The organism is uncultured Paracoccus sp. (assembly GCF_937873615.1).
GTDB lineage: Bacteria > Pseudomonadota > Alphaproteobacteria > Rhodobacterales > Rhodobacteraceae > Paracoccus.
Window position 1 is genome coordinate 88917 of sequence record NZ_CALMYP010000004.1, and the last position, 16500, is coordinate 105416.

General features: G+C 65.5%; 15 protein-coding genes, 4 pseudogenes and 1 other annotated feature. Of the genes and pseudogenes, 14 read left to right on the forward strand and 5 right to left on the reverse strand.

The window, feature by feature from the left end; translation table 11 throughout:
* From Q0330_RS01300 to arsB, 7 genes are all read left to right on the forward strand, one after another.
* Entirely contained in the window at window positions 1-291 is a 291-nt protein-coding gene (locus Q0330_RS01300) for a DUF6127 family protein (RefSeq protein ID WP_299473190.1), read from the forward strand.
* 76 nt (window positions 292-367) lie between these two features.
* The gene (locus Q0330_RS01305) at window positions 368-1042 is read left to right on the forward strand and encodes a D-Ala-D-Ala carboxypeptidase family metallohydrolase (RefSeq protein ID WP_299473192.1); all 675 of its coding nucleotides are present in this window, start codon (window positions 368-370) and stop codon (window positions 1040-1042) included.
* Entirely contained in the window at window positions 1039-1296 is a 258-nt protein-coding gene (locus Q0330_RS01310; protein WP_299473194.1) for a hypothetical protein, read from the forward strand. The genes Q0330_RS01305 and Q0330_RS01310 overlap by 4 nt, the downstream gene beginning before the upstream one ends.
* A 221-nt stretch (window positions 1297-1517) precedes the next feature.
* Entirely contained in the window at window positions 1518-2363 is an 846-nt protein-coding gene (locus Q0330_RS01320) for a helix-turn-helix domain-containing protein (protein WP_299473198.1), read from the forward strand.
* On the forward strand, window positions 2360-3358 hold the full coding sequence (locus Q0330_RS01325) for an ArsJ-associated glyceraldehyde-3-phosphate dehydrogenase (RefSeq protein WP_299473200.1): 999 nt from the start codon (window positions 2360-2362) through the stop codon (window positions 3356-3358). Before Q0330_RS01320 ends, Q0330_RS01325 begins: the two co-directional genes overlap by 4 nt.
* A complete protein-coding gene (arsJ, locus tag Q0330_RS01330) occupies window positions 3355-4623 on the forward strand; it encodes an organoarsenical effux MFS transporter ArsJ (protein ID WP_299473202.1) in 1269 nt (422 codons plus the stop codon). Before Q0330_RS01325 ends, arsJ begins: the two co-directional genes overlap by 4 nt.
* The gene (gene arsB / locus Q0330_RS01335; RefSeq protein WP_299473205.1) at window positions 4620-5627 is read left to right on the forward strand and encodes an ACR3 family arsenite efflux transporter; all 1008 of its coding nucleotides are present in this window, start codon (window positions 4620-4622) and stop codon (window positions 5625-5627) included. The genes arsJ and arsB overlap by 4 nt, the downstream gene beginning before the upstream one ends.
* Before the next feature lie 23 nt (window positions 5628-5650).
* On the opposite strand, the gene Q0330_RS01340 is transcribed toward arsB, so the two are convergent.
* Window positions 5651-7879, reverse strand: coding sequence for a heavy metal translocating P-type ATPase (locus Q0330_RS01340; protein WP_299473208.1), 2229 nt, complete (start codon window positions 7877-7879; stop codon window positions 5651-5653).
* Between the two features lie 91 nt (window positions 7880-7970).
* Between Q0330_RS01340 and Q0330_RS01345 the strand changes: the two genes are divergently transcribed.
* The 4 genes and pseudogenes from Q0330_RS01345 to Q0330_RS01360 all read left to right on the forward strand — a co-directional run bounded on the left by Q0330_RS01345 (window position 7971) and on the right by Q0330_RS01360 (window position 10114).
* A complete protein-coding gene (locus Q0330_RS01345; RefSeq protein WP_108483392.1) occupies window positions 7971-8405 on the forward strand; it encodes a helix-turn-helix domain-containing protein in 435 nt (144 codons plus the stop codon).
* Complete coding sequence (locus Q0330_RS01350; RefSeq protein WP_108483393.1) at window positions 8402-8737, forward strand: YnfA family protein; 336 nt, start codon at window positions 8402-8404, stop codon at window positions 8735-8737. Before Q0330_RS01345 ends, Q0330_RS01350 begins: the two co-directional genes overlap by 4 nt.
* A gap of 152 nt (window positions 8738-8889) precedes the next feature.
* Window positions 8890-9138 (forward strand): annotated as a pseudogene (locus tag Q0330_RS01355) (hypothetical protein); the annotation flags it as partial.
* 43 nt (window positions 9139-9181) lie between these two features.
* Window positions 9182-10114 carry a cation diffusion facilitator family transporter gene (locus Q0330_RS01360; protein ID WP_108483394.1) on the forward strand — a complete coding sequence of 311 codons (933 nt, stop codon included), beginning with the start codon at window positions 9182-9184 and terminating at the stop codon, window positions 10112-10114.
* A 702-nt stretch (window positions 10115-10816) separates the two neighbouring features.
* Here the strand turns inward: Q0330_RS01360 and Q0330_RS01365 are convergent.
* Window positions 10817-10951 (reverse strand): annotated as a pseudogene (locus Q0330_RS01365) (IS3 family transposase); the annotation flags it as partial.
* A gap of 16 nt (window positions 10952-10967) precedes the next feature.
* Between Q0330_RS01365 and Q0330_RS01370 the strand changes: the two are divergent.
* Window positions 10968-11431 (forward strand): annotated as a pseudogene (locus Q0330_RS01370) (transposase); the annotation flags it as partial.
* Window positions 11216-11332 (forward strand) — a sequence feature (AL1L pseudoknot). It overlaps the preceding pseudogene by 117 nt.
* 57 nt (window positions 11432-11488) lie before the next feature.
* Here Q0330_RS01370 and Q0330_RS01375 read toward each other — a convergent pair.
* From Q0330_RS01375 to Q0330_RS01385, 3 genes and pseudogenes are all read right to left on the reverse strand, one after another.
* A pseudogene (locus Q0330_RS01375) lies at window positions 11489-12280 on the reverse strand (Gfo/Idh/MocA family oxidoreductase); the annotation flags it as partial.
* Window positions 12277-13188, reverse strand: coding sequence for a myo-inosose-2 dehydratase (gene iolE, locus Q0330_RS01380; RefSeq protein ID WP_299473220.1), 912 nt, complete (start codon window positions 13186-13188; stop codon window positions 12277-12279). The pseudogene Q0330_RS01375 and the gene iolE, both read right to left, overlap by 4 nt.
* A gap of 3 nt (window positions 13189-13191) precedes the next feature.
* Entirely contained in the window at window positions 13192-14211 is a 1020-nt protein-coding gene (locus Q0330_RS01385; protein WP_299473223.1) for a Gfo/Idh/MocA family oxidoreductase, read from the reverse strand.
* 103 nt (window positions 14212-14314) lie between these two features.
* Here Q0330_RS01385 and Q0330_RS01390 point away from each other — a divergent pair, with 103 nt between their 5' ends.
* Together Q0330_RS01390 and Q0330_RS01395 are read left to right on the forward strand one after the other, a co-directional pair.
* Entirely contained in the window at window positions 14315-15328 is a 1014-nt protein-coding gene (locus Q0330_RS01390) for a LacI family DNA-binding transcriptional regulator (RefSeq protein ID WP_299473226.1), read from the forward strand.
* A 71-nt stretch (window positions 15329-15399) separates the two neighbouring features.
* Window positions 15400-16437 (forward strand): LacI family DNA-binding transcriptional regulator, encoded by a 1038-nt coding sequence (locus Q0330_RS01395; protein WP_299473229.1) that lies wholly within the window; start codon window positions 15400-15402, stop codon window positions 16435-16437.
* Window positions 16438-16500: the final 63 nt, after the last annotated feature.

The following is a 16500-nucleotide window of genomic DNA, read 5'->3' on the forward strand; positions in this document are numbered from 1 at the left end:
ATGCAGCCTGATCAAAATGTGAGTAAATCGTATGGCTTGTCAGGGCAGGAGTTCGAGGCGATGCTCGCGCGCGCCGCCGAGGAAGGCGCAAAGCGGGCCCTCTCGGACGTCGGCCTGGACGGCTACGAGGCAGCGCTCGATATCCGTGACCTGCGCTCCTTGCTCGACTGTATCCGGCTGGTGCGTCGCACCGCGATGCAAACCGCCGTGCGGATGATCACCACCGGCCTGATGCTGGCGCTGCTCGCCGGCATCGCGATCAAGATCAAAATCTTCGGCGGCAGCCCGTAGCCGCTCACCATCCCGCATCATCAGTCAAACTGCACCCGCCCTCGAGGCGGGCTTTTTTGTTTTGGAGCCCCCCCCCATGACGACGATGTTTTATGATCACTGGCGCGACGTGCCAGATGGCAGTTGGCGCTGGCCAAACTTTTCGCCCGCTGAAATTGCCTGTCGGGGCACCGGCAAGCTGCTGATCAACGAGCTTGCGCTTGATAAGCTGCAGGCGCTGCGTGACCGGCTCGGCAAACCGTTGATTGTCCGCTCTGCCTATCGCAGTCCAGAGCATAATCGCGCGGTTGGCGGGGCAGTGCGCTCGAAACACATGGACGGCGCTGCCTTTGATATTGCCATGTCGAACCACGACCCGGCGGCGTTCGAGACGGCGGCACGTGCGGTTGGTTTCCTCGGGTTTGGATTTTATCCGCGCTCGGGGTTCATGCATGTCGATCTCGGCCCCACGCGCCAATGGGGCGAGCGGTTCCCGGTACGGGCGACCGCATTTGCAGCTGAGACTCCGCCCGCGCGCGAAGTGCTGGCCGCCAGCCGCACCATGAAGGGCGGTGGCGCGGCTGGCGTGGCAACGTTGGGCGCAGCCGGGGTCGAGGTGGCGCAAGGCGTCCTGGCAGAGACCCAGACCGCCATCCTTCCGCTGGTCCCGTATCTCGACACGCTACGTTGGGTGTTCATCGCCGTCGCGCTCGGGGGCATAGCAGTCACGATCTACGCGCGGCTGGACGACTGGAAGCGGGGGCGGCGATGATCGGCGGCCTCCTCGCTGCGCTCGTCGGATCGGCATGCGCACGCGCAATGCTTCGCTACGGCGTCACAGCCATCGCGATCCTTCTGTTCCTGCTTGCCCTGCGCCGCTCCGGCGAGCGTGTCGGTCGCCTCGCGGAACGCCTCAACACCAGGGAGAAAGCCAATGAAGTTCAGCGAAAGATGCTGGAGGCTGCGGCTCGCCGTCCTCGTAATCGCGACGAGCTTGTTGACCGGTTGCGCGACGGCGGGTTTTGAATCAGGCGGCGTGGCCATGTGTCCGCCGGTTGTGGAATACAGCAGGGAGTTTCAGGCGCGCGCAGCTGACGAGCTCGATCTGCTGCCTGAGGGGTCGGCGATCGCCGCAATGCTCGCCGACTACGCCGTCCTTCGGGACCAAGCGCGGGTGTGCGGGTGAAACTTCTGTAACGACGCGGGACGGCGATTGCTTCAGGCCATATTTCTGATATCCATGAAATATGGAAGAACTGATTCCCTCCCGCCTGTCCATCCTCGGTCACCCGCATCGGCTGGCCGTCTTCCGGCTTCTGATGCGCCGCTATCCGGACCCCGTGCCCGCGGGGGAACTGGCGGAGGCGCTCGATCTCAAGGCCTCGACGCTGTCAGCATACCTTTCGGCCCTGAGCCAGGCCGGGCTGGTCTCCCAGGAGCGGGTCGGGACATCGCTGCGCTACCAGATCGCCATGACGGAGGTGCGACGCACCTTCGATTACCTGCTCCTCGACTGCTGTCGCGGTCGGCCGGAGTTCTGTTCCCCCGTCTCCCTCCCATCCGCTTCAGGAAACCAGCTCATGTCCGACCACAAGTACAAGGTGCTCTTCATCTGCACCGGCAATTCCGCCCGCTCGATCTTCGCGGAGTCGATCCTCCGGAAGGAGGCGGGCGACCGCTTCGAGGCTTACTCTGCCGGCACAAGGCCGCGCTCGGAACTGAACCCGTTTGCGCTGGATGTGCTGCAGCAGAAGGGCCATGACATCTCGGTTCTTCGCGCCAAGAACATCGCCGAGTTCCAGGGCGAGAGTGCGCCGAAGTTCGACTTCGTGTTCACGGTCTGCAACCAGGCTGCAAACGAGGAGTGCCCGGCCTGGACCGGCCAGCCGGTCAGCGCGCATTGGGGCATGCCGGATCCCGTGAAGGCCGAAGGAACCGACGCACAGAAGAGCCTCGCCTTTCATCAGGCCTACGGGGCTCTGCACAACCGGATCAAGGTCTTCACGGCTCTGCCGATCGCCTCGCTTGATCGCATTTCACTCCAGAAGGCGGTGGACGATATAGGCCAGGCCGACGCCGGTGCGCGCGCATGACTGTCTATGCCCTCAACGGCCTCGGCCGGATCGGCAAGCTGGCGCTCAAGCCGCTTCTCGAGCGCGGCGCACAGATCGCCTGGATCAACGACGCGATCGGCGATCCGGCGATGCATGCGCACCTGATGGAGTTCGACACCGTCCACGGGCGATGGGATGCCGCGTTCGAGCACGATGCCGACAGCGTGACCATCGACGGCAAGCGCCTGCCGTTCATCGGTACAAGGGACCCGTCGGCGCTGCCACTGGACGGGGTGGATGTGGTCATCGACTGCACGGGCGTCTTCAAGACCGAGGCGAAGCTGGCGCCATACTTCGATGGGGGCGTGAAGAAGGTCGTGGTCTCGGCCCCGGTGAAGGACGGCGGCGCGGCCAACATCGTCTATGGGGTGAACCACGATATCTACGACCCGGCGCGACACCGGATCGTCACTGCGGCCAGCTGCACCACGAACTGCCTCGCGCCGGTGGTGAAGGTCATCCATGAGGCGATCGGCATCCGCCACGGGTCGATCACCACGATCCACGACGTGACGAACACGCAGACGATCGTCGACCGCCCGGCGAAGGACCTCCGCCGCGCGCGTTCTGCCCTGAACAGCCTGATCCCCACCACCACGGGCAGCGCCACCGCGATCACGCTGATCTATCCCGAGCTGGAAGGCCGTCTGAACGGCCATGCGGTGCGGGTGCCGCTCCTGAACGCCTCGATCACCGATTGCGTCTTCGAGGTCGAGCGGGAGACGACCGTCGAAGAAGTGAACGCGCTGTTCAAGGCCGCTGCCGAGGGGCCGCTCGAGGGCATCCTCGGCTACGAGGAGCGGCCGCTGGTGTCGGCAGACTACACGAACGACCCGCGGTCGAGCATCGTGGATGCGCCCTCGACCATGGTGGTGAACGGCACGCAAGTGAAGATCTACGCCTGGTACGACAATGAGATGGGGTATGCGCACCGTCTCGTCGATGTCGCGATGATGGTCGGGGCCGGCTCATGAGCCAGCGTCCCGAAGGCCTCTCCGCCTACATCGCGGTCACGGCGTCCTATTGGGCGTTCATGCTGACGGACGGCGCGCTGCGGATGCTGGTGCTGCTGCACTTTCACACTCTTGGCTTCACGCCGGTGCAGCTCGCCTATCTGTTTGTGCTCTACGAGATCGCGGGCATGGTGACCAACCTGTCGGCGGGATGGATCGCGGCGCGCTTCGGGCTGACATCGACACTCTACGCGGGCCTCGGGCTTCAGATCGTGGCGCTGATCGCGCTGGCGCAACTCGACCCGGGCTGGGCCATCGGGGCCTCGGTCGCCTTCGTCATGGTCGTGCAGGGCGCAAGCGGGGTGGCGAAGGACCTCGCCAAGATGTCTTCGAAGTCGGCGGTGAAGATCCTCGCGCCGACCGAAAACGGCGGCCTCTTCCGCTGGGTCGCGATCCTAACGGGCTCGAAGAACGCCGTTAAGGGGCTGGGCTTCCTGCTAGGCGCGGCACTCCTCGCCACGGTTGGCTTCGTCTGGGCCGTCCTCGCGATGGCGGCGGTGCTGGCGGCAATCCTCGTCGCGGTGCTGATCGCCATGCCGCCGGGCTTGCCGAAGGGGCGCAAGGGCGCCAAGTTCTCCGAGGTCTTTTCCAAGTCCGCCAACGTCAACTGGCTCTCGGCGGCGCGCGTGTTCCTGTTCGGCGCCCGAGACATCTGGTTCGTCGTCGGCATCCCGATCTACTTCTACGCCGTCCTGTCCGACGGCACGACCGAGGGCAATCGCGCCGCCTTCTTCATGATCGGCACCTTCATGGCGCTCTGGATCATCCTCTACGGCGCGGTGCAGGCCTCGGCGCCGAAGCTGCTGCGCGCAGCCACCACGCCCGAGCGCGACCTCGTGCTGAAGGCCCGCGGCTGGGCGTGGACGCTTGCAGCAGTTCCAGCCGCGCTAACCGCGGCGGCGCTCGCGTCGGGCGAGCCGCAGCCCTGGCTCACGGCGTCGCTGGTCGCCGGCCTCCTGACCTTCGGCGCGATCTTCGCGGTGAATTCCGCGCTTCACTCTTACCTGATCCTCGCCTTCACCAAGGCCGAGCGCGTCACGATGGATGTTGGCTTCTACTATATGGCCAACGCCGGCGGGCGGCTTCTGGGAACGGTCCTGTCGGGGCTCACCTACCAGATCGGCGGGCTGCCCCTCATGCTCGGCACTGCCACGCTCATGGTCTGTCTCTCCGCGCTCGCCGCCGGGCGCCTGACCGCGACGGAGCCCGAGGTCACACCGGCATGAGCGTCTTCGAGCGGTACCTGACCCTCTGGGTCGCGCTGGCCATGCTGGCGGGCATCGCCATCGGGGTCATGGCGCCCGTCCTGGTCGAGACGATCGCCGCGGCGGAGGTGGCCAGCGTCAATCTCGTCGTCGCCGTGCTGATCTGGGCGATGGTCTACCCGATGATGGTCGGCGTGGACCCGCGCAGCCTGCGGGATGTCGTCAAGCAGCCGAAGGGCCTTGGTATCACGCTCGCCGTAAACTGGCTGATCAAGCCCTTCACCATGGCCGCGCTCGGCGTCCTGTTCTTCGAGGTGGTCTTCGCCGACCTCATCGCGCCGGAGGATGCCCAGCAGTACATTGCCGGTCTGATCCTGCTGGGCGCGGCACCCTGCACCGCGATGGTCTTTGTCTGGTCGCAGCTGACGCGCGGCGACGAGAGCTACACGCTCCTCCAGGTCTCGGTGAACGACGTCGTGATGGTCTTCGCCTTCGCGCCCATTGTGGCGTTTCTTCTCGGCGTGACCGACATCGCCGTGCCGTGGGAAACACTGGTCCTTTCGGTCGTCCTGTTCGTCGCCCTGCCGCTTGCCGCCGGCCTCTGGACACGGGCACAGCTGGGCTCTCCAAAGCGAATCGTCGCCTTCCGCGACCGGGTGAAACCCTGGGGCGTCGTGGGTCTGATCGCGACGGTCGTGATCCTGTTCGGACTTCAGGGCCAGGTGATCCTCGATCGGCCGCAGGTCATCGCGCTGATCGCCGTGCCGATCCTGATCCAGTCCTACGGGATCTTCGCGCTGGCCTATGCCGCCGCCTGGGCGCTGCGCGTGCCGCACCGGATTGCGGCGCCCTGCGCGCTGATCGGCACGTCGAATTTCTTCGAGCTTGCCGTCGCTGTCGCCATCAGCCTGTTCGGCCTGGACTCCGGCGCGGCGCTCGCCACGGTGGTCGGCGTCCTCGTCGAGGTGCCGGTCATGCTGTCGCTCGTCGCCTTCGCCAACCGTACGCGGGCCGGTTTCGCATGATCCCAGACCTGCCAAACAGCATCTCAGGTCTCCTCCGGATCGAAAGCGAGAAGCCGCAGCGCGTTCAGCGTGACGAGCACCGTCGCGCCGGTATCGGCGAGGATTGCAATCCAGAGCCCGGTGATGCCAAGGATGGTCGTCACTAGGAACACCGCCTTGAGGCCGAGCGCGATCACCACGTTCTGCCTGATGTTGGCCATGGTCACCCGGGAAAGCCGTATCTTGCCGGCCACATCGGTTACCCGGTTGCGGAGGATCGCGGCATCGGCAGTCTCAAGCGCGACATCCGTACCGGAGCCCATAGCCACGCCAATATTGGCGGAGGCAAGCGCAGGGGCATCGTTGATGCCGTCACCCACCATCATGACCTGGCCCTTGGCAGCCATCTCGCGGATCGCAGCGACCTTGTCTTCGGGCATCAACTCGGCGCGGTACTCAATGCCGAGGCCGTCTGATATGGCTGCCGCTGTGCGTCGGTTGTCACCGGTCAGCATCACCGAACTCACGCCGAGCGCCTTCAGCTGCTGGACCGCACGGGCGGCATCCTCTCGAGGCTCATCCCGAAGCGCGATGAGCCCGACAAGCTCGCTCCGGCGGAAGACTGCGACGACCGTCTTGCCCTCGTCTTCAAGGCTCGCCGCCCTCCGCCGCGCGCTGCCGTCGAGCACACCGTGCTCCTCCGCGAACCGTGGCGAGCCCACCCATGCCTGGTCACCCTCCACGACCGCCTCGGCCCCCCGGCCCGGGAGCGTTTTGGCGGCCGATGCGACCAAGGGCGCAATTTCCGCCGCTTCTGCGCGCGCCAGGATCGCCTCCGCCAAAGGATGGCTCGACCCCGCTTCGACGGCGGCAGCCAGCGCCAGCACCTCCGTCTCCGATACCGAGATCGGCACCACGTCCGTGACTCGCGGCCGTCCGTGGGTCAGGGTCCCCGTCTTGTCGAACGCAACATGAGTGATCGCCGCCGCAGCCTCGATCACGGCGCCTCCCTTCATCAGGAGCCCACGCCGCGCGCCGGAAGAAAGCGCAGAGGCGATGGAAGCCGGCACCGAGATCACCAGCGCGCAGGGACATCCGATGAGCAGGAGCGCGAGCGCGCGGTAGATCCACGTATCCCAGGCTTGCGCGAACGCGAGGGGCGGAATGATCGCCACCAGCACCGCAACCCCGACGACTGCGGGCATGTAGATACGGCTGAAACGATCGATGAAGCGCTCCGTCGGTGCGCGGGCACTCTCTGCCTCCTCGACCAGACGAATGATCCGGGCGATGGTGTTGTCCTCGGCCGACTTCGTGACCCGGACACGCAGCGCCGCCTCGGAATTGATCGAGCCTGCAAAAACCGGGGACCCCGGCTCCTTCAGCTTCGGCACACTCTCCCCCGTGACGGCGCTCTCGTCGACGCCCGAAGTGCCCTCGATCACCTCGCCGTCTGCCGGGACCCGGTCCCCCGGGCGCACCAGAACGATCTGGTCCACTTGCAAATGGTCGGCCGGTATCACCCGTGTCCTGCCGCCGATCTCGAGGAGCGCAGTCTTCGGCACCAGGCGAGCGAGCGCCCGGATCCCGTCGCGCGCCTTGTTCGCCGCCACGCCTTCGAGAACCTCCCCAACAGCGAAGAGGAAGACGACCAGCGCCGCTTCTTCTGCTGCATTGATGACGAGCGCGCCGGTGGCGGCGATGGTCATCAGCATCTCGATCGTGAACGGCATACCCGCTCGGGCGGACGCCACGGCGCGGCGCGCGATTGGCGCAACCCCGATGAGCGTGGCGAGGACGAATGCCCAGGTCGCCACGTCCTGGGAAGCGAGCAGTTTCACGGCCCATGCCGCCGCGAGGAGGAGCCCGGTGCCGATCACCAGTCTGCCCTTCGCGGTCCGATACCAACGGGAACCGGGCGCGGGTTGGCTCTCGGGCTCTGTCGATGCAGTGTCGGGCTCGCGTCCTGCGCCATCCTGCGCGCCGTCTGGCGACAACGACCGGTCGCCCGTCGGCAGCACGAAGCGTTTCCGGTCGGGGCTCGACCCTTTTGTCGCGATCCCGTAGCCGAGCCGCTTGACGGTCGCCTCAATCTGATCGCGCGGCGTCTGCCCTTCGTCGAGGGTTAGCCGAAGCCGCTCAGTCATAAGCGCCACGTCGACGTCCCTCACGCCCGGCAAGCGTTCGACCGCACCCCGGACCTTGTTGGCGCAGGACGCACAGTCCATCCCGGAAACCGTCCACTCGTAGGTTGCACTGTCGCTCGCTGTCATCACGCCCTTCCACCCGCCCAGCGGGCGACGTTGTATTTACTGAGTCGGGAATGTAAGATCTCTAGTAGCTATAGCTTCAAGAGGCAATCTGATGCTCACCATCGGAAAATTGGGTAAGGCGGCCGGCGTAAAGGTTCCGACGATCCGCTACTACGAGCAGATCGGGCTCCTGCCGGAGCCGGAGCGCAGCGCCGGAAACCAGCGGCTCTATGGGCAGTCGGCACTGGATCGGCTGGCGTTCATCCGACATGCGCGCGAGCTCGGGTTTCCGCTGGAGGCTATCCGGGACCTTCTCAGCCTCTCCGACAAGCCCGATCAATCCTGCGCAGCCGCCGACGTCATTGCGAAGAAACATCTTACCGCCGTCAAGGCCCGGATTGCGCGGCTGACGGCGCTGAAGGCAGAGCTCGAGCGCATGATCACGCAATGCGCACAGGGCACCGTGGCCGACTGCCGCGTGATCGAGGTGCTGAGCGATCATTCACGCGGCGCGCAGGACCACAGGACGTCCGGGGCCGCCGAATGACGGCGCTGCCGACCCTGGCGATTTATGCCGCCGCGGCTCTGGCCGAAATTGCGGGCTGTTTCGCGATCTGGGCTTGGTGGCGTCTCGGCGCCTCAGCGGTTTGGCTGGTTCCAGGCGTTGCGAGCCTGATCGCCTTTGGCTGGCTCCTGGCGCAGATTGACTCGGCCTTCGCCGGGCGCGCCTACGCAGCCTACGGGGGCGTCTACATCGTGGCGTCGGTCGCCTGGATGTGGCTGGCCGAAGGCGAGCGACCAGACCGCTGGGATCTCACAGGCGGCGTCGTTTGCCTTGCGGGCGCGGCCCTGATCCTGCTCGCCCCGCGCGGCGCTTGAACCTCTAGCGACTAGAGGAATTAGAACTGCCTCTCGGCCGATTCTTGGGGCAGCAGGCCTGCTTCTTTTCTGGCGAGGATCGAGTGGCTTGCGCATGCAGGGCAGATGAGGCCGCCTTGATCCGACGGCCGGCACGAACGGAGGCGAACCTGATGACCAAAGAACTGCCAAAGGATCCGGATGAACGTCAGCGCCGTACGCTCTGGACGGTTCTGCTGCTGAATGCGGCCATCGCCATCGGCTTTTTTGCGACAGGTGCATTGGGCGACTCCAGTGCGCTGATCGCCAACGGTCTGGACAACACCTCCGACAGCTTCGTGTACGCCATCAGCCTTTTCGCCCTGTCTCGTTCGGACAAATGGAAGCGTGCGGCCGCTAACGTGTCGGGGGGGCTCCTGCTAAGGCGGTCCATCAAGATGACGGCAAGACTTAAGCGAGAACACGATGTCTCACGACCATGGCCACGCACATATCGACCCCAAGTCCGGCGACCGACGGGTTTCCATTGCGATCTGGGCGAACGCGCTTTTGACGGTCGCCCAGATCGTCGGTGGCATCCTGTCCGGCAGCCTCGCCCTGATCGCCGATGCGCTGCACAACTTCTCCGACATGGCGTCGCTCGTGATCGCCTTCGCTGCGCGCAAGATCGCGCGGCGGCCCGCTGACGAGAGGATGACCTTCGGTTACGGCCGCATCGAAATCGTCGCCGCTCTGATCAACTACACCACGCTGATCCTCGTTGGCTTCTATCTCATCTACGAGGGCGGCATGCGGATGATCGACCCGCCCCAGGTCGCTGGCTGGACCGTGGTCATCCTCGGCGGTGTCGCGCTGGTGGTGGACACGCTGACGGCGCTGCTCACCTATTCGATGCAGAAGGGCAGCGTGAACATCCGTGCCCTTTTCCTGCACAACCTGTCGGACGCCCTGGCATCGGTCGCCGTGATCGTGGGTGGCGCGCTGATCATCCTTTACGACATGCGGTGGGTCGATCCGGCGATCACCATCGGCATCGCGCTCTATATCCTCTACTTGGCTTTGACCGAGATCGGTGGGCCGATCCGGACCCTGATGCTCGGCAGCCCGCCGGACATCGACAACGACGCGGTTGTCGCCGCGATGCGTGGCATCGACGGGGTGGCTGACATCCACCACGCCCATTTCTGGCAGATGGAAGAGCATGCTGCTGCGCTCGACACACATGTGGTGGTCGAGGTGACTGCATGGGATCGCCTCGAGGACATCAAGCACGCGATGAAGCGGGCGCTTGAGAGCGAATTCGGCATCACGCACTCGACGCTCGAGTTCGAGCGACAAGATCGGGCCCACCAGAATGCTAGCCTCTATGGACATGGAGGAAAGGAGGATGCGGACTGATGCGAGCTGCAGTGTGGTAACGATCCCAATGTCACTATAACGAAAACAATGACTTAGGGTGGAGAAGGTTGTCTTTCAGGCCCATTCCCTCCGCCATTGCACCTTCATATCATATTGTTTTCTATAGATTTTCTGATTTTACCTCGGAATTATCCCCCCAGTTGTCCCTCCTGCCGAAATCGGAAGGCGGGGGAACGGGCGGGAACATAGGGGCATGAAGCCTCGCGTGCGTGACCGCTTCGGAAAACTGCCTTGGTTTTGCACATGCAGGAAAGTGACGCCCGCCGCCGGTCTACATCGGGGACGGTTTGACTTTTCCCGCCCCCCGGTCAGTCCAGAGGCTCTAAAGCCTTCCGCCGAAAACCTGAATCGTAGGGATTCCCTTGAGGCCTGATCTGTGATTCGTCCTGTTTGGGAGGATGGTTCATGTCAGCACCTTTGCCGGATGCGCTTCGGGCGCGGTTTCAGAAGTTGATTGAGGAAGGGTTAAGCGGGCGCGCGGCGGCGCTGCGCTTGAAGCTTTCGCCTGCCACCGGGGCGCGTTGGGGGCTTGCGATCCGTCACACCGGACAGGCCCGCGCGGCACGTCAAGGTCGGCCCAGGGGCAAGGGAAAGCTCGATCCGCATCGTAGCTTCTTCGCGGAAATCATCGCGCAGGACGGTGACATCACGATGCCGGAGCTGGCATCTGCCTTGCATGACGCAGCCAAGCTTCGGCGCAATCGCCTTGTAGGCAGCCGTGTCGCTGGCGTAATCGCCGCGGCTCTCTCGAAAAAGCCGAACACCGCGGTCGCGAAGCTCGGCCGGATAGGCGGGGGGGAATCTCTGCTTTGTCATAGGGCTCATCCTTTGAGTGTTTTACTCTCCGGTAAACCCGGGGCGGTTCAATGAGGGTCAGCACGGATCTCGCTGGCAGGCGATCACATTGATCGCAGCGAAGATCGGTTGCTCGGCGAACACGTTGAACGACTGGGTCAAGAAGGCCGAGGTCGACAGCGGCAAGCGCGCAGGCGTTCCCAGCGAGATGGCCGAAAGAATGAAGGCGCTGGAGCGGGAGAACCGGGAACTGCGCCAGGCAAAGGAGATCTTGCGTAAGGCCTCAGCGTATTTTGCGATGGCGGAGCTCGACCGCCGGTCTAAGTGATGGTGGATTTCATTGAGGCGCATCGTGATGCGCACGGGGTCGAGCCGATCTGCAGGGTTCTGCCGATCGCCCCGTCCACCTACTACGATCACCTGGCGAAGGGTGCCGATCCGGCCCGGTTGTCGGATCGCGCCCGGCGCGACGCGGTCCTGCGACCCGAGATCGAGCGCGTCGGTGCCCGAGATTTCCCAATAGACGCCGAAGACCTTGCCGGCTGCGATGCGAGAGGCCTCGATGGTGCCGCCGGCGCCGCTGGCGAAGCGGATCATCGACTGGACCTGATCCTCGTTCTCGACCTCGCGTCGTGGCGCGTCGGCATCGGCCCGGGCGCTGTAGCCGGCGGCGCCCTGCGGGACCGGGCGGGTCGGGAACCAGGTCTGGGTCTGGGCGATGGTGCTGGCGATGTCGCCCATCAGGTATTGCGCGACCGAGATCACATGGCTGCCCAGATCGCCAAGCGCGCCTGATCCCGCCTCCTTGCGGGTGCAGCGCCAGGAAAAGGGCAGGTCGGGATCGTTGAAGAAACCCTGATCGAACCAGCCGCGAAACCGGGTCGGGGTGCCGATCTCTCCGGCGTCGACGATCTGTTTCGCCAGCATGGCGGCGGGGGTCTTGACGTTGTTGAAGGCGACCATGGTCTTCACGCCCGCGGCCTTGGCGGCGGCGGTCATCTCCTCGGCCTCGGCCACGGTCACCGACAGCGGCTTTTCGCAATAGACATGCTTGCCGGCCGCAATCGCAGCCAGCGCCATCTGGTGATGCAGCGCATTGGGCGAGGTGATGTCGACCACATCGACATTCGGGTCATTGACCAACTCGCGCCAGTCGCCGGTCGAGGTCTCGAAACCGAAGCGCGCGGCGGCATCGGCGGCCAGTTCCGCCGTGGCATCGGCCAGCATGTAAAGATGCGGCACGGCTGGAAGGTCCTTGTAGAGCATCCCGGCGCGGCGGAAGGCATCGGCATGGGCCTGACCCATGAAACCCGATCCGATGAGGCCGATATTCAGTCGTTTGCCGGTCATGAGCTTTCTCCGGTGATCTGGCGGAAGGTGGTTTCGACATGGCGCATGGCGCGCCTGACGGCGGGCCGGGGCGGCGCGTTCGCCGGATCCTGTTCGGCCTCGACCACCAGCCAGCCGCGATAGCCGCTGTCGCGGACGAAGCGGGCGATGGGCGCGAAATCGAGCGCGCCATCGCCCGGCACGGTGAACATGCCGGCGCGCACCCCGGCATTGAAGCTGGCATCCTCGGCGCGGACCCGCTGCATGATTTCGGGGCGGATGTCCTTCAGATGGATATGGGCGATGCGCCCGCCGAAGCGTTCGATCAGGGCGGCATAGTCGAAACCCGCCGCCGCCGCATGGCCGGTATCCAGCAGCAGCCCCAGTTCCGGCCCGGCGGCATCGAAGATGGCGGCGATCTCGGGCAGGGTTTCGGCCACCATCATCAGGTGATGGTGATAGGCCAGCCGCAGCCCGTATTCGCCCAGCAACCAGGCCGCGAACTCGCCGAGCCGGGCGGCATAGGCGCTGCTGTCCGCCATGGTCAGGCGCTGCGACATCGGCGCATCCAGCGGGGCCGCGCCCGCCATCATCGCGACCTCGCCATAGACCATGACCTCGCAGCCCATCGCCGCCAGCAGCGCCGCATGGGGTTTTACGGCACGGCGTTCCTCGGTCAGGTCGCGCACGGCCAGCTCGCCGGAATACCAGCCCGAAGCCAGCGCCAGTCCCGGCGCGTCCAGCAGCGGCTTCAGCACGGCGGCCTCGCGCGGGAACAGCCGGCCCAGTTCCACCCCCTGATAACCCGCCTCGGAGGCTTGGGTAAGGCAGGTCTCGACCGGAGTGGTGCCGCCCAGATCCTCCAGAACGTCATTGGTCCAGGACAGCGGGCTGACCGCCAGCCGCACACCATCGGGCAGGAAATCCATCGCCTATCCCTTCGCCTTCGGGGTCCAGTCGGGGCTGAATTCGATGGCCTGACCGCTCTGGGCCGATTGCACGGCGGCTTCGACCAGACGTTGCGCTTCCAGCCCGTCGCGGATGCCGGCCAAAGGCGGGGTGCCGTCGCGCAGCAGGGCGGCGAAGGCCTGCATCTCGTCGCGGTAAGCCTGTGCGAAACGTTCGAGGAAATAATTCTCGGGCGGCGCGGCGCGGCAGCCCTGCGGGTCCGAGATGCTCAGCGTCGATTGCGGCTGGTTGCCGACCGTCAACACCTCATTGGCGCAAAGCGCCTCCAGCCGCTGATCGTAACCCATCGGGCCGCGCCGGCAGGCCACGATCTGCGCCATCCGGCCCGAGGTCGTGGTCAGGGTGATCATCAGCGTGTCGATGTCGCCCGCCGCGCCGATCTCGTCGGAAATCAGGCAGGCGCCGGTCGCGTAAACACGGGCAATGTCTTCCTCCAGCAGGTGCCGGGCCATGTCGACATCGTGGATCGAGCTGTCGCGGAACATGCCGCCCGAGGTCTCGACATAGGATCGCGGTGGCGGTGCGGGATCGCGCGAGAACATCACCACCTGTTCCAGCCGCCCCGGCGCGCCCGAGGCGATGCGGTCCTTCAGCGCTCGGAAACTGCGATCATAGCGGCGCTGGAAGCCCAGCATGCAGGGGATGCCCGCCGCCTCGACCTGCTGCGCCACCTCGGCGGTCAGCGCGAAATCGAGGCTGATCGGCTTTTCGCAGAAGACCGCCTTGCCGGTTTCGGCGGCGCTCAGCAGCAGCCCGGCATGGCTGTCGGTGGAACTGGCGATGATGATGCCGCCGATGCTGTCATCGGCGAAGACATCCTCGGCTTCGACCAGCGTCGCGCCGGTGCGGGCCGCCAATTGCTCGCGCTGCGGCCCGGCGATGGGATCGACCAGGCAGACCAGGTCGAGATCGGGGTGTTGGGCTGCGTTCACGGCATGGATCTGGCCGATCCGTCCGGCGCCGAAACAGGCAAGCTTGGTCATGATGTCTCTCCTCCTCGGGCCCAATGGCCGCCGGTCCAGAATTGCGATTGCGGCCCGGCCCGCCAAGCGGCATTCTTGAAGAAATTTCTTCAAAGGAGAGGCAATGGCGCGCAAGACCACCGCCGAGGATGTCGCGCGAGAGGCCGGGGTCTCGGCCTCGACCGTGGATCGGGTGCTGAACGGGCGCGGCGGGGTCAGCAAGGCCAAGGAGCAGCGCGTCTATGCCGCCGCGCGACGGCTGAAGCTGGACCGTGCCCTGAACCCGCGCGAGGCGCGCACGCTGCGCGTCGCCGCCTTCATCCAGCCGCCGGCGAATGTGTTTCACGCCGCGCTGAAACGCGCCATCGCGCGCGAGAACCGGGGCCCGAACCCGTTCAACATCCAGATCCGGGTGTTTCATGTCGATCCCGCCCGCCCGACCGAGGCCGCGCGACTGGTCCGGCAGGTCGGTGCGGCGCATGATGCGCTGATGGTCTGCGCCGCCCATGACGACCGGCTGGCGCGGGTGCTGGACGGGTTCATCGCCGCCGGTATGCCGGTGGTGGCGCTGGCGACCGATATCCGTTGTCCCGGCGCGATCTATGTGGGCCCGGACAATTACCGCTCGGGCCGTCTGGCGGGCGAATTGATGGGCCGGTTGCTGGGGCGACAGGGCGGCGAGGTGATCGTCATCGCCGGGCTTCTGGCCATGATCGGCCAGCAGGAACGCCATGCCGGGTTTCGCGACGTGCTGCGCGAACGCCATCCGCTTTGCAAGGTCACCACGCTGCGGGAAAGCGGCGAACGCGGCCATGTCGCGGGCGATCTGGTGCGGCGCGCCCTGCGCCTGAGCCCGCGGATCGGCGGCATCTACAATTCCTGCGCCGGTGTCGGCGCGATTGCCGAGGCCCTGCACCGGGCCGGGCGGCAGGGTGATGTCGTCTTCATCGCCCATGAGTTGACCGAGAACCGCCGGTCGTTGCTGGAATCCGGCGCGGTCGATGTGCTGATCGACCAGAACCCGCAGCTTGAAATCGAAGCCGCGCTGCGCGCCATTGCCGGGGCCTTTGGCCGGCTGGACCCGCCGCCGGGGCCGACCGTCACCCCGGTAACCATCCTCACGCGCGAGAACTGCTGACCGGGCCGCCGGTTGCAATATGCCCTCATCGCGGTGATGATCTGCATCATCCGTCTTGAGGTAAGAACATCATGGCCCGACCGACCATCGCCGATCTGGCCCGCGTGGCCGGCGTCAGCACCGCCACCGTCGACCGGGTGCTGAACGGCCGGCCCAATGTGCGCGAGGAAACCGTCCGCCGCGTCCATCAGGCGGCCGAGGAGATCGGCTATCACGGGGCCAATGCGATCCGGAACCGGATGCTGGCGGACCGGCCCCGGCTGCGCCTCGGTCTGGTGCTGCAAAAGCCGCGCCATGCCTTCTATCAGGATGTGCAGGCGATTTTCGAGGCCGAGGCCCGCGCCTGCACCCAGTGCAAGGTCGAGATATCGACCCGCTTCACCGAGACCGGCACGCCCGAGGAACTGGCCGGGATCCTGCGCAGTTTTCGGGGCCGCGCCGATGCGGTGGCGGCGACCGGCATCGACCACCACCTCGTCACCCGGGCCGTGCAGGAGCTGCGCGATGCCGGGGTGCCGGTCTATTCGCTGCTGTCGGATTTTGCCCAAGGGGTGCGCGAAACCTTTTTCGGCACCAACAATATCAAGGTCGGTCGCATGGCGGGCTGGTTCATTGCCGGGCTGTCGCCGCGTCCCGGCAAGGTCGGGCTGTTCATCGGCGGGTCGCGCTATCACGGCCACGAATTGCGCGAGACCGGGTTTCGCAGCTTCTTCCGCGAGAACGCCCCGGATTTTCACCTGCTCGATACCCAGATCAACATGGAAACCCGGCAACTGACCTATGAGGCGACGGTCAGCCTTCTGTCGCGGCATCGCGATCTGGTCGGGCTCTATTGCGCGGGCGGCGGCATGGAGGGCGCCATCGAGGCCGTGCGCGAGATGCGCCGGCCTGGCGACATGGTCCTGATCGTGAACGAGTTGACCCCGGAGAGCCGTGCCGGATTGCAGGACCGGACGCTGGGCCTGGTGCTGTCCACGCCGGTCCGCCAGATCGCCGAGGATCTGATTGCGATGATGATCGTGACCTCGGACAAGGGCATGGCCGAAACCCCCGGTCAGCGCTTCTTCCCGGCGCAGGTCTGGACGCCGGAAAGCGAGTTCATGAGGTGATTACATCATTTCCAGTTGATTTTACCTCATGAATGATGCGTTCCGGGTCTGCATTTCGTTGAC